12 protein-coding genes and 1 pseudogene are annotated in these 12,158 nt (G+C 68.0%); 5 read left to right on the top strand and 8 right to left on the bottom strand.

Annotated elements, in window-relative coordinates; all coding sequences use genetic code 11:
• Nucleotides 1-54: 54 nt before the first annotated feature.
• The 3 genes from AB0E63_RS37250 to dnaG form a co-directional block, all read right to left on the bottom strand.
• On the bottom strand, nucleotides 55-741 hold the full coding sequence (locus tag AB0E63_RS37250; RefSeq protein WP_360376735.1) for a hypothetical protein: 687 nt from the start codon (nucleotides 739-741) through the stop codon (nucleotides 55-57).
• Between the two features lies 1 nt (nucleotide 742).
• On the bottom strand, nucleotides 743-985 hold the full coding sequence (locus AB0E63_RS37245; RefSeq protein ID WP_360376733.1) for a hypothetical protein: 243 nt from the start codon (nucleotides 983-985) through the stop codon (nucleotides 743-745).
• Nucleotides 986-1,170: 185 nt separating this feature from the next.
• Nucleotides 1,171-3,084, bottom strand: coding sequence for a DNA primase (dnaG, locus tag AB0E63_RS37240; protein WP_360376731.1), 1,914 nt, complete (start codon nucleotides 3,082-3,084; stop codon nucleotides 1,171-1,173).
• 45 nt (nucleotides 3,085-3,129) lie between these two features.
• Between dnaG and AB0E63_RS37235 the strand changes: the two genes are divergently transcribed.
• Nucleotides 3,130-3,990 (top strand): biopolymer transporter Tol, encoded by an 861-nt coding sequence (locus AB0E63_RS37235; protein ID WP_360376729.1) that lies wholly within the window; start codon nucleotides 3,130-3,132, stop codon nucleotides 3,988-3,990.
• A 4-nt stretch (nucleotides 3,991-3,994) separates the two neighbouring features.
• Here AB0E63_RS37235 and AB0E63_RS37230 read toward each other — a convergent pair whose 3' ends face one another.
• Nucleotides 3,995-5,242 (bottom strand): FAD/NAD(P)-binding oxidoreductase, encoded by a 1,248-nt coding sequence (locus AB0E63_RS37230; RefSeq protein WP_360376726.1) that lies wholly within the window; start codon nucleotides 5,240-5,242, stop codon nucleotides 3,995-3,997.
• A gap of 95 nt (nucleotides 5,243-5,337) precedes the next feature.
• Here AB0E63_RS37230 and AB0E63_RS37225 point away from each other — a divergent pair.
• Together AB0E63_RS37225 and AB0E63_RS37220 are read left to right on the top strand one after the other, a co-directional pair.
• Nucleotides 5,338-5,844: pseudogene (locus AB0E63_RS37225) on the top strand (sialidase family protein); the annotation flags it as partial.
• A gap of 127 nt (nucleotides 5,845-5,971) precedes the next feature.
• Nucleotides 5,972-6,367: a hypothetical protein gene (locus AB0E63_RS37220; protein WP_360376743.1), complete on the top strand. Its 396-nt coding sequence runs from the start codon at nucleotides 5,972-5,974 to the stop codon at nucleotides 6,365-6,367.
• Here the strand turns inward: AB0E63_RS37220 and AB0E63_RS37215 are convergent.
• Entirely contained in the window at nucleotides 6,351-7,586 is a 1,236-nt protein-coding gene (locus AB0E63_RS37215) for a deoxyguanosinetriphosphate triphosphohydrolase (protein ID WP_360376723.1), read from the bottom strand. The genes AB0E63_RS37220 and AB0E63_RS37215 overlap by 17 nt on opposite strands.
• 109 nt (nucleotides 7,587-7,695) lie before the next feature.
• On the opposite strand from AB0E63_RS37215, the gene AB0E63_RS37210 reads away from it, so the two are divergent.
• Nucleotides 7,696-8,298: a DUF899 family protein gene (locus AB0E63_RS37210; protein ID WP_360376720.1), complete on the top strand. Its 603-nt coding sequence runs from the start codon at nucleotides 7,696-7,698 to the stop codon at nucleotides 8,296-8,298.
• Nucleotides 8,299-8,333: 35 nt separating this feature from the next.
• Here the strand turns inward: AB0E63_RS37210 and AB0E63_RS37205 are convergent, their stop codons facing one another.
• Complete coding sequence (locus tag AB0E63_RS37205) at nucleotides 8,334-8,939, bottom strand: dihydrofolate reductase family protein (protein ID WP_360376717.1); 606 nt, start codon at nucleotides 8,937-8,939, stop codon at nucleotides 8,334-8,336.
• Nucleotides 8,940-8,970: 31 nt separating this feature from the next.
• Nucleotides 8,971-9,597: a TetR/AcrR family transcriptional regulator gene (locus AB0E63_RS37200; RefSeq protein ID WP_360376714.1), complete on the bottom strand. Its 627-nt coding sequence runs from the start codon at nucleotides 9,595-9,597 to the stop codon at nucleotides 8,971-8,973.
• Nucleotides 9,598-9,699: 102 nt separating this feature from the next.
• On the opposite strand from AB0E63_RS37200, the gene AB0E63_RS37195 reads away from it, so the two are divergent.
• Complete coding sequence (locus tag AB0E63_RS37195) at nucleotides 9,700-10,560, top strand: alpha/beta hydrolase (protein ID WP_360376712.1); 861 nt, start codon at nucleotides 9,700-9,702, stop codon at nucleotides 10,558-10,560.
• On the opposite strand, the gene AB0E63_RS37190 is transcribed toward AB0E63_RS37195, so the two are convergent.
• Entirely contained in the window at nucleotides 10,525-12,051 is a 1,527-nt protein-coding gene (locus AB0E63_RS37190; RefSeq protein WP_360376710.1) for a UDP-N-acetylglucosamine 1-carboxyvinyltransferase, read from the bottom strand. The genes AB0E63_RS37195 and AB0E63_RS37190 overlap by 36 nt on opposite strands.
• Between the last annotated feature and the right edge of the window lie 107 nt (nucleotides 12,052-12,158).

Here is a 12,158-nt window from a genome sequence, read left to right as displayed (position 1 = left end):
CGGCGGACCGCCGGCGGACGTGGGGCCGCCCGCCGGCGGTTCTGTCGGGCGCGGTCAGTTGATGACGCGGAAGCCGTTGCGCTCGCCCAGTATTGTCAGGCTCCGCATCCCTGGGATGCCGTCGAACGGCGGTGGGACCGTGGCCTTCTGGAAGAGCGCGTAGGCCTTGCGGAACTCGGTGCCGGCGTAGCCGTCGACGAACTCCGCCGGCTTGAGGCCCTGGTGCCGCAGCGCCTTCTCGACGATCAGTACGTCGCGCTCGTGCAGCCCTTCCCCACTCGGGCGGAACTGGTCACGGCGGGCGGCGTCGATGACGTTGCTGAGGTCGACGACCGGCATCTGTGGTGGGTGCATCGGCCGCCAGACCCGGACTCCGTTGACGTCCTCGCTCCAGCCGCGGTACCGGTGTCCCCAGCTGCGGGTGATGAACGAGATCGCGACCCTGTCGATCTCGCCGTGCCGCTTGATGTCGTTGCTGAAGCAGGTCCCGTCGCCTGCGCTGATGGCGACGTGCCCATCACCTCCGTTGGTCCACCAGATGGGAACACCGAGTGGCGGCGTACCCGTGGTGCCGTGCCTGAAGTCGGTGCCGAAGTAGCCCTTCTCGGCCGACCCGTACAGCGGTCCGACGTTGAAGCAACGCCGGACGAAGACCAGACACTGGCGGAACCAATCCTGGGACGGGTTGGCCACCTGTCCCTTCGCGAAGTTGATCGCGGCCTGCCCGGTGCGGATCGCCATCTCACTGCCCCCCGTCCGGATCGACCTCGTCGGCCGACTTCACGACATCGTCGGGCCGAGTCTCCTGACCGGGCTCCTCGCCCGGTTCCAACGCGGTCTCATCGCTGTTCCCGCGCGGCTCGGCGAACTCGCTGTCGAGCGCCGGGTCATCGGCCTTCACCCCCGCCGACTTGCTCAACGGCAGCAGCGTACTTTCGTCCAACACGTCGACAGATTGCGAACTGTCGACCACTACTTCGCTCATCGCGAAACCTCCCCCTGTTTGCTGTTACTCCCACAACTACGCTCACGCCACCCCTGCGACATCCGAGGGAAACCCTCAGATCGGCGGCAAGAACCCTCAGATTCCCAGCCGGCCTTCAGCCAGCCTTAAACCGCTTGGTACGCCGAGCAGGCGGCCAGGCTCGTGTCACAGCTGGCTGGCGACGACTAGAGCGCGCCGGAGATGGCCTTCTTGCGGAGGTCGGCGCGGTAGGCCTCCAGCGCGATCAGCTCGCCGAACATCCGGTTGTAGTCGTCGGCGCGGTCGATCGGATTCGTCCGCTGCAGCTTGGATTTCAGGTCCTGGATCCGGCGCGCACAGGTCAGCTCCTGCAACCGGGCCAGCAAGGCCTGCGCGTACGGTTCGTCGGGTTCACGCCCGAGCCGCAACGGGTCCACGGCCAGCGCGCTCACCACCGCCGCGGCCGGATCGTTGCCGATGGCATCGCGTACGGCGACCACCCACGCCTCACCGGGAGCCGCGGCCGCCGGTCCACCCGCCTTCGCCATCGCGACCCGGACGGCGGCCAGCCACGGATGCGTGAAGTCATGGTCGTCGAGCTCGTCGAAGGCGACCCCGACCAGCAGTGGATACTGCATCGCGACCTTCAGCGCGTCCCACTCGATCACGAACCGCTGATCCCGCGGCGACGGGATCTCGACGCGAGGAGTTGGCGGCTGAGCCCCCTCCGGCGACTGCCCGCCCTGACCACGATCACTGTGAACACGGTCCGTCGGCGCCGCACCTCGCGAGGCGGCCCGGTGGACCTCGGACCGGACCTGGTCGACCTCCATGCCGAGCTGCCCGGCCAGTTCGCGGGTGAAGGCGTCGACCTTCGACCGGTCGCGAATGCTGATCACCAGACGCGCTGCCTCTCGCAGCGCGTCGATCCGCGTGTCCGCGCGATCCAGGTCGTACTTCGACAGCACGTTGGTCAGTACGAAGCGGTACAGCGGGACCCGCCGGCCGATGAGCTCCCGGACCGCGGCATCACCCTTCTGCAGCCGCAGGTCGCACGGATCCAGTCCGTCCGGCTCCACCGCGACGTACGTCTGCGAGGCGAAGGCCTGGTCGCCGGCGAACGCCTTGAGCGCCGCCCGTTGACCGGCCTCGTCACCGTCGAAGGTGAAGATCACCTCGCCGCGGAACTGGTCGTGGTCGAGCAGCAACTGCCGCAGGACGCGCGCGTGATCCTCACCGAACGACGTCCCACAGGTGGCAACCGCCGTCTGCACGCCGGCCAGGTGGCAGGCCATCACGTCGGTGTAGCCCTCGACGACCACGGCCTGGCGGCCCTTCGCGATCTCGCGGCGGGCGAGGTCGACTCCGTACAGGACCTTGGATTTCTTGTAGATCGGGGTCTCGGGAGTGTTCAGGTACTTCGCTTCGATCCGGTCGTCGTCGAAGAGCCGGCGGGCACCGAACCCGATCACGTCCGAGGACGCGTCCCGGATCGGCCACATCAGCCGGCCGCGGAACCGGTCGTACAGACCGCGCTGTCCCTCCGCGGACAAGCCGGACGCGACCAGCTCCGCGTTCGTGAAGCCGCGGCCGCGCAGATGGTTGGTCAGCGCCTCACCGCCACGCGGCGAGAACCCGACCCCGAAGTGGACGGCAGCGTCCTTGTCGAAGCCGCGCTGATCCAGGAACTGCCGGCCGGACGACGCGTCGGCCGCGCCGAACAGCTGCTCGACGTAGTACTCCGCGGCGACCTTGTGCGCCTCGACCAGCCGGGGCCGCTGGTTGCCCGGACCGCGCTGGATCGGCGCGCCGGAGTCGTCGTACCGCAACTGGATGCCGACCTTCGAGGCCAGGGTCTCGACCGCTTCGGAGAAGCTGATCTGGTCGATCTTCTGGATGAAGTCGATGACGTCGCCGCCCTCTTGGCAGCCGAAGCAGTAGAAGAACCCGCGCGCCGGGGTGACGTTGAACGACGGCGATTTCTCGTCGTGGAACGGGCACAACCCCTTGAGCGAACCACCGCCGGCGTTCTTCAAGGTCACGTACGAGCCGACGATGTCGTCGATCCGGGCCCGCTCGCGCACCAGCGCGATGTCCTCGTCCTTGATCCGGCCTGCCACCCCGCGAGTCTACGACGCGGGCGGGGTGGTCTTAACCTGGATACCGTGCCGCGTACTCTTCGCCCTGGTCAAAAGTCCGAGCTCTACGTCGTCGAGGTGGACACCGGCGAGCGCCGCCTGGTCTACAGCTCCGCCGATCTGCTCTTCGAAGCGCCCAACTGGACGCCCGGCGGGGAGCTGATCGTCAACGGGGACGGACGGCTGTTCCGGGTCGACGGCGGGCTCGAGGAGATCGATCTCGGCGGGGTGCCGGCGATCAACAACGACCACGTGGTCAGTCCGGACGGCACGACGGTCTACGTGTCGGCGGACGACGGACATCTGTACGCCGTACCGCTCGAAGGCGGATCGCCTCGCCGGGTGACCAACGATCGGGGACCTGGGTTTCATCACTACCTGCACGGGGTTTCGCCGGACGGCACGACGTTGGCGTACATCGGGTTGGAGCAGGTGGACGGTCGCCGGATCACCAATGTGTGGACGATTCCGGCCGCCGGCGGGGACGACGTACAGCTGACCGATGACGAGCACGCGGACGACGGGTCCGAGTACAGCCCGGACGGGAAGTGGATCTACTTCAACTCCGAGCGGGCGTCGACCACGCCGGGGCACGCGCAGCTGTTCCGGATCCCGGCCGGCGGTGGCGCTGCCGAGCAACTGACGTTCGACGAGCGGGTCAACTGGTTCCCGCATCCCGCACCGGACGGGTCGGCGATCGTCTACGTCAGCTTCCCTCCCGGTGTCCAGGGGCATCCAGCTGACATTGCCGACGTACGCCTGCGGCTGCTCACCGCCCGGGGCGAGATCCGGGAGATCGCGACGCTGTTCGGCGGCCAGGGCACGATGAACGTGCCTAGCTGGTCGCCGGACAGCACACGGTTCGCGTACGTCGCTTACCCGATCTAGGGGCTTAGATGTCCGCGAGCTCCACCGAGGTGTCGGCGAGGCGGGCCGGTTCGACCTGCTTGCCGGAGCGGATCAGGTCCTGGATGGCGTCGGTCGCGCCCCAGGTGTTGACGTGCATGCCGGCCAGCACGTGCCGGTCGTCGTCCACCCAGAACGCGACATAAGCACCGGACTTCGGGTCACCCCGCAGCACGACCTGGTACGACGTTCCGCGCGGGACGTAGCCGGCGTACTCCATGCCCAGGTCGAACTGGTCGGTGAAGAAGAACGGGATCGCGTCGTGCGCGACGTCCTGGCCGAGCATCGCCTTGGCCGCCGACTTGCCGGTGTCCTTGGCGTTCTGCCAGTGCTCGACCCGCACCGGCCCCCCGAACAGCGGGTGGTCCCAGCGCACCACATCACCCGCGGCGTACACGTCCTCGGCCGACGTCCGCAGATCCGGACCGGTCACGATGCCCGAGCCGTTCTCACGGGTCGCGACCTCGATGCCGGCGTCCGCGGCCAGCTCGACGTTCGGCTGGACGCCGACCCCGACGACCACCAGTTCCGCCGGAAGCACCTCGTCGCCGGCGAGCCGCACCCCGGTCACCTTGTCGGTGCCCTCGAAGCCCTCGACCCCGGCGCCGAACCGGAACTGGACCCCGTGCTGCCGGTGGAACTCGGCGAACAGCTCCCCGACCTCTTCCCCGAGGACCGCGGCCAGCGCGGTCGACTGCGGCTCGACGACCGTGACCTCGCAGCCGCGCTCGCGGGCGGCCGATGCCGCCTCCAGCCCGATCCAGCCGGCGCCGACCACGACGACGCGCGGCTTGGCGGCGTACGCGTCGGTCAGCGCCTGCGACTCCTCGGCCGTCCGCAGGTAGTTGATCCCCGGCAGGTCGGCACCCGGTACGTCGAGCTTCCGGACCCGGCTGCCCGTGGCGATCAGCAGCTTGCCGTACGACACCTGTGAACCGTCGTCCACGGTGACGGTGTGGGCCGCGGGGTCGATCGCCGTGACGGTCCGGCCGAGACGCAGTTCGACGTTGTTGTCGTCGTACCACTGCTGGTCGTGCAGCTGGGCGACGTCGGTCTGGTCCTTGCCGAGCAGCACCCCCTTGGACAACGGCGGTCGCTCGTACGGCAGTGAGCTCTCACTGCCGATCAGGACGATGCCGCCGGTCCAGCCTTCGGTCCGCAGCGTCTCCGCCGCGGTCGCACCCGCAAGGCTCGCACCAACGATGACAATGGCCTGCTGATCTGCGTCACTCATGCAGCCGACTCTAGTGCGCGAAGCCTTGTCGCGTAGTCAGCGCGTCACCACCGTGGCACAGCACATCATACGTCCTATGTCTTTCCGGGAGTCTCATGCGCGCCACCTGGACGGCGCCGCGCGAGCTCACCGACGCCAAGCTGCCGAGCTGGAACTTCTGGTACGCGACCGGCCCGATGCACGGCATCCAGCTCCAGCACGGCCAGCACGCCGGCCGACTGGTCGTCGGCGCCAACTTCGAGACGTACGACGGCATCGGTCCGCACATCTACGGCACGCATCTGCTCTACAGCGACGACTCCGGCCAGAGCTGGCACATCGGCGCGACCACCTCCCGCGACGACGGCACGGTGATCGCCCGGGAGGTGACCGCGGCCGAGTTGACCGACGGCCGGATCTACGCGCTGGCCCGCGAACGCGGCACCGACCCGGGCAGTCGCGCGTACGCGATCAGCAGCGATGGCGGCGAAACCTTCGACGCCCCCTTCCGGACCCTGCCGAACCTCGTCGTGCCCGATCTCCAAGGTTCCTTGCTGCGCTTCAGCGCCCGCAACGAAGGCGATCGGCGCAACCGGATCCTGTTCTCCGCGCCGGCCCATCCGGCGGCCCGCGAGGTGATGACGGTGCGTTCGTCGTACGACGAGGCTCGGACCTGGGACACGTGGCAGCAAAGCAAGGTCTTCGACTGTTGCCCCGGGCAAGTTCGGCACCGGGCTCGCACTGGACGGGGTGGACGATCGGGTCGAGGTGCCGTTCGACCGCTCGATCGATCTCGGCGCGGACGACTTCACGATGATGGCGTGGATCAAGTACGGCGCCAGCACCGGATCCCACGCGATCCTGTGGGCCTTCCGCACCGGGTCGGGAACAACACCGCAGGTCTGGCTACGAGCAGAGCCGGAGAGCAACCGAATCCGGGCGCTTCTGGATGTCGACCGTTTCAACATCACTGTGCAGTCGGTCGGACAGCGAGTCGATGGCGTCAGCCGCTTCCAGGGCACCGTCGACGAGGTCCGCGTCTACCGCCGCGCACTTTCCACAACCGAGCTCGACCAGATCCGCCAGACCAACAAGCCCATCCGCTCGCAGCTCGGCCTCGATCTCCCGTTCAGCTCGGTCGGCTGACCAACTGTGAGTGCCAGGCCTGGGCCGAGGGGTCGGTGAGGGAGGCTACCTGGTCGACGATGACGCGGAGACGAGCGTGATCGTCGGTGGCCTCGGTGAAGTCGCTACGGAAGGCGGCGTCCAGGTGCAGGGGCGCCGTCTTCCACAAGGCTTCGACGAGCTCGGTGAGGAGCTCGCGCTGCAAGGCGCGGCGGGCCTGGCGTTCGGGTGAGTTGAGGACGTGGAACATGCCGACGCCCTTGAGCAGCCCGATCTCTACCCGGACGCCATCGGGGACGACCAGGTCGGCTTCGTAGCGGATCAGGCGGGAGCGGCCGAAGACGGCGTGCGTGGCCTGCTCGGCCGCGGTCGCGAAGCGGCCGATCAGTTGGCTGGTCAGGTCTTTCAGTCCACCGAGCGCTCGCCGGCTGTCGTCGAACGGGCCGCCCGGCCAGTAGTTCAGCGACGTGAGCCGCGTCCACCCCTCGTCCAGCTCCGCGTCGGTTGCCTCTGGCAAGTACAACCGCCGGACGATCTCCCAGTACGGCGCCCGGTCGGCGCCGACCGCAGCGAGATCGATGTGGTGGGCAACGATCCCGTCCTCGACGTCGTGCACCGAGTAGGCCACGTCGTCGGCGAAGTCCATCACCTGCGCCTCCAGGCAGCGGAGCTCGCCGACGCCCTGACGCAACCAGGTGAAGACCGCGAGATCGTCGTCGTACACCCCGAACTTGCGCTCGCGGGCCCGCCGCGGCCACGGATACTTCGTCGCTGCGTCAAGCGTTGCGCGGCTGAGGTTGAGGCCGACACTGCGGCCGTCGGAGTCGAAGGTCTTCGACTCCAGCCGGGTCAGCAATCGCAACGTCTGCGCGTTCCCCTCGAACCCGCCGATCTCCGCGGCGACCTGGTCGAGCGCCCGCTCGCCGTTGTGCCCGAACGGCGGATGCCCCAGGTCGTGCGACAGGCAAGCGGCGTCCACGATGTCCGGATCGCAGCCGAGTGTCGCGGCCAACTCGCGACCGATCTGCGCGACCTCGAGGCTGTGCGTCAAACGGTTGCGAACGAAGTCGTCACTACCGGCCGTCACCACCTGCGTCTTGGCCGCCAGCCGCCGCAACGCCGCACTGTGCAGTACGCGCGCGCGATCGCGAGCGAAGGCTGTCCGCCCCGGCCGCTTGACCGGCTCGGCGACCCATCGCTCGGCGTCATGCTCGTCGTACCACTCATGCTGCTTCCTCATCACTGCTCACAGTAGCGGCCATCACCGACAGTTCGGTGAACACATGTCACGCAGAGCGCATCGGCTCCGACGTTGCGGGTACCAGGTAATCGACGGAAGGAAAGTAGTCGTGGTTGACGAACGAAGGTCAAGCCTGCCGGAGGTAGTCGATCGGACCGCGTTCGAGACGGAACTGGACGCTCTGCGCGTACGCGAGAAGGCGCGCAAGCAACTCATCGCCTACTACTTCATGTGGCACCCCGGCCACCCCGCGGCCGAGCAGTGCCAGGGCTGCACGTGGTGCAACGGCAACGTCGCGGAACTGTCCTACCTGCACTCCCGCGACATCACGGACGCCGTCTTCTGCCAGGGCCCGTACGACGAGAGCCGCCGCTACCGCGATTTCATGGGCTGGACGATGCCGTGGTACTCGGCCGTGGACTCCCTCGACGAACTCCTCGTCGGGCGCAAGATCGGCAACATGCACCTGGTCTGTTACGTCCGCGACGGCGATCGCGTGTTCGATACCTGGTGGACCACCATCCGCGGCGTCGAGGTGATGGACAACAGTTACTCGCTGATGGACCTCACCGTGTACGGGCGCCAGGAAGTGCACGAGGACTCCCCCGACGGCTGGCCGCAGCAGTGGGAGGTCGGTGGCCTGACCGGCAACGGCCGCCCCATCTCGCAGTGGTCACGCCTGGAGGCCGGCCGCTCTGACGATCTCACCTGAGGGGCGTGAGTCGCCAGAGCGGTCTCCATCGGGCGTCAGGTGGAGACGCAGTAGCGGAGCCAGACGACGCCGCCCCCGAATACCTCGGTGCCGACCGGGTGAAGGGTCAGCTTCCGGGTGTCGCACCAGCGTCGGCCGGTGCCAACGAGCACCGGGTGGACCAGCAGGGCGAGCTCGTCGACCAGCCCGAGGTCGAGGAGCGCATTGACGAGCGCACCGCCGGAGTCGACGCGAACCGTCTGCACCCCACGCCGACCGAGGACATCGAGCACCTCGGCCAGGTCAACGTGCTCGTAGCCGGTGACGAGCTCGCGGGTCGTCGCATCAGGCGGTCGCGCCGGCGTCTGATCGGCGTACAAGGCAAGGACGTCGGACCAGTAGCCGAGCTGTCGCAGCGTCTCCCACTCGCGGACCCGCGCGCGACTGTCCACCACCGCGAGCAACGGACCATCGGGCTTCGGCCCTGGCCGTGGAGCGGCCCGTACGGCGACCTCCTGCGCGAGGATCGTGTCGGCGCCGGCCAGCGTGACGTCCTCCTGCCACAAGGTCGCGAGCGCGTAGAACCGCGCGAGGTCGACGTCGAACCCCGACGTCACCCCGTCCAGCGAGACCGCCACCTGAGCCACCACCTGAGGCCGCATGCCGCAAACCTAGAGAAGCCCACCGACAACCTCACCAGGGCAAGGCTGTGCCCGCGGTGGCTGCTGACTCGAGACGGAAGCGGACCGCATGACGGGCCTGATCGTAGGTCGTGTTGTCCTCATGCAGGATCGACGCGAGGTTCGCGGCCTCGTAGTACGCGTTGAGGTCGAAGGCCAGGAGCTTCGGATCCCCGGCCAGCTCGCCGCGCTCGATCGCCTCGCCGATCATGGTCTCGATCAGATCCATCCACTCGCGATGCACGGCGGCGAGTGAGTCCTGCACCGCTCCCCCACGGGCCGCGTACTCGTGAGAGACCTTCTGGAAGAAGCACCCGCCCGGGAACACCCGGCTTTGCGAGTAGTCGAGCCAGTGCGCACTCAACGCCCAGACCCGCCCGAGCCCGGGCTCGACCTCGAACGCCGGCGTCACCACGTTGTCGGCGTAGATCCGTCGCGCGGCCCGGATCGTCGCGAGCTGCAGCTCCTCCTTCGAGCCGAAGTGCGCGAACAGCCCGCTCTTGCTGATCCCCAGCTCGGTCGCGAGCCGCCCGATCGACAGCCCTTCGAGTCCGTCGACCGATGCGATGTCTACCGCCCGGCGCAGCACGGCGCGCCGGGTCTGGTCACCCCGCACCAGCCGTCCGTCGACCTTCTCCACGGTTCCCGATCCTAGTGGTGTTGACGTTCGCGCTCTGACAAACTAATAATACGACCGTTCGTATAGTTTGCCAGAGTCAACGCCACGCAGCCGAGGAGCGCCATGAAGAAGCTGGTCAGGACCGGATTGTCGACAATCGGATCGTTGTCACCCCGGCTGGCCGGGCGCCTCGCGTTCGCACTCTGGCGCCGTCCCTTCGCCCGTGGCCAGGTCCGCGACTCCGAGCGCAAGATCCACGAGGCCGCGCGGATCGAGGTCGTCGACGGGGTCGTCACCTACGCGTGGGGCGACGGCCGCCGGCCGGTGCTGCTCGTGCACGGCTGGCGCTCCCGCGCGTCCAGGTACGCCGGGTTCGTCACCAAGCTGCTCGAGCTCGGCTACAGCCCGGTCTCGTACGACGCTCCCGGCCACGGCGACTCCGCGGGGCCGATCGTGTCGATCCTCGGCCACCAGCGCATCATCCGCGGACTGGAGGAACGGCACGGCCCGTTCGAAGGCGTGATCGCCCACTCCCTCGGCGTACCGTTCGCCCTGTACGCCGTCCGCGAAGGGGTCGCCGCCCGCCGGCTGGTCACGATCAGCGGCGTCGCCGAGTTCGCCTACCTGGCGGACACCTTCTGCCGCGAGTTGGGTCTGGGCCCGAAGATCAACCGAGAGCTCCGGCGCCGCATCGAGCGCGGGTACTTCGATGGCGACGACGGGATCTGGACCCGGTTCTCGGTGGCCACCGGCGACATCGATCTGCTGGTGATCCACAACGACGAGGACGACGTGGTTGATCCGCAGCAGGCGCGAGTGCTCTTGAGGGCCTACGGGCCGCGGGCGCATTTCCTGCCGACGAGCGGCCTCGGTCACAGCCGGATCCTGGCCGATCCGGAAGTGATCACCGAGGCCGTCGCCTTCCTGCAGGACTCAGACGTCCAGGACTCAGATGTCCCGGAACGTCTCGATCTGGGCGCCTAGCGAGTTCAGCCGGGCGGCGAGGTCCTCGTAGCCGCGGTTGATCACGTAGACGCTGCGCAGGACCGACGTACCCTTCGCGGCCATCATCGCGATCAGCGTGACCACGGCCGGGCGCAGCGCCGGCGGGCACATGATCTCCGCACCCGAGAAGTGCGTCGGGCCTTCGACCATCACCCGGTGCGGGTCGAGCAGCTTGACCCGGCCGCCGAGCTTGTTCAGGTCGGTCAGGTAGATCGCCCGGTTCTCGTAGACCCAGTCATGGATCAGCGTCTGACCGGTCGCCTTCGCCGCGATCACCGCGAAGAACGGCAGGTTGTCGATGTTCAGGCCGGGGAACGGCATCGGGTGGATCTTGTCGATCGGCGCGTGCAGCTTCGAGGGCCGGGTGGTCAGGTCGACCAGCCGGGTCCGCCCGTTCTCGGCCAGGTACTCGTCGCTGCGGCTGTAGTCGAAGCCCATCTCCTCCAGCAGCGCGAGCTCGATCTCGAGGAACTCCACCGGCGCCCGCCGGATGGTGATCTCCGAGCCGGTCACGATCGCCGCGGTGAGCAGGCTCATCGCCTCGATCGGGTCCTCGGACGGCGCGTAGTCGACGTCCACGTCGATCTCGGCCTTGCCGTGCACGGTCAGCGTGGTGGAACCGACGCCGTCGATCTTGACGCCGAGCAGGTCGAGGTAGAAGCACAGGTCCTGGACCATGTAGTTCGAGCTGGCGTTGCGGATCACCGTGACACCGTCGTACCGGGCCGCGGCCATGATCGCGTTCTCGGTCACGGTGTCGCCGCGCTCGGTCAGCACGATCGGCTTGCCCGGGCTCAGCGCCCGATTCACCACCGCGTGGTACTCACCGCCGGTCGCCTTCACCTCCAGCCCGAACGGACGCAGCGCGGCCATGTGCGGCTCGACGGTCCGCGTGCCCAGGTCGCAGCCACCGGCGTACGGCAACTGGAAAGTGTCCTCGCGGTGCAGCAGCGGGCCGAGGAACATGATGATCGAGCGGGTACGCCGTGCCGCCTCGGCATCCATCGCGGCCAGGTCGAGGTGGGCCGGCGGGACGATCTCCAGGTCGCCGGCGTCGTTCAGCCAGGTGGTCCGGACGCCGATCGAGTTCAGGACCTCGAGCAGCCGGTTGACCTCTTCGATCCGGGCCACCTTGCGCAGCGTCGTACGGCCCTTGTTCAGCAGGCTGGCACACAGCAGCGCGACACCGGCGTTCTTGCTCGATTTCACGTCGATGGACCCGGACAACCGCAATCCGCCCACGACGCGGAGGTGGACCGGCCCGCCGCCGAGAGAGACAATTTCGGAGTCGAGTGCCTCGCCGATCCGGGCGAGCATCTCGAGGGTGAGGTTCTGATGACCCTTTTCGATCCTGTTCACCGCACTCTGGCTGGTGTTCAGTACTTCCGCGAGTTGCGTCTGCGTCCAGCCGCGATGCTTGCGGGCGTCCCGGATGAGATTTCCGATCCGGCTCAGGTAGTCATCGGTCATGCGCCGGACCTTATCTCACATGTGAGATACCTCTGCATCGACCCGCCGGTGCCAGCGTAGCCAATGTCACGCCGGCCCCCACACCGGCCCCCGACGGACCCACCCAC

It is taken from the genome of Kribbella sp. NPDC026596 (genome assembly GCF_040638415.1).
Lineage (GTDB): Bacteria > Actinomycetota > Actinomycetes > Propionibacteriales > Kribbellaceae > Kribbella.
Note: the sequence above shows the minus strand (reverse complement) of the source record. Positions and strands in the feature narration are given on the sequence as shown.

Coding starts and splice junctions, on each gene's coding strand:
- AB0E63_RS37215 (WP_360376723.1), bottom strand. CDS start 7,586: ATGAGGAAGCAGCATGAGTGGTACGACGAGCATGACGCCGAGCGATGG.
- AB0E63_RS37250 (WP_360376735.1), bottom strand. CDS start 741: ATGGCGATCCGCACCGGGCAGGCCGCGATCAACTTCGCGAAGGGACAG.
- AB0E63_RS37230 (WP_360376726.1), bottom strand. CDS start 5,242: ATGAGTGACGCAGATCAGCAGGCCATTGTCATCGTTGGTGCGAGCCTT.
- AB0E63_RS37190 (WP_360376710.1), bottom strand. CDS start 12,051: ATGACCGATGACTACCTGAGCCGGATCGGAAATCTCATCCGGGACGCC.
- AB0E63_RS37195 (WP_360376712.1), top strand. CDS start 9,700: ATGAAGAAGCTGGTCAGGACCGGATTGTCGACAATCGGATCGTTGTCA.
- AB0E63_RS37245 (WP_360376733.1), bottom strand. CDS start 985: ATGAGCGAAGTAGTGGTCGACAGTTCGCAATCTGTCGACGTGTTGGAC.
- AB0E63_RS37205 (WP_360376717.1), bottom strand. CDS start 8,939: ATGCGGCCTCAGGTGGTGGCTCAGGTGGCGGTCTCGCTGGACGGGGTG.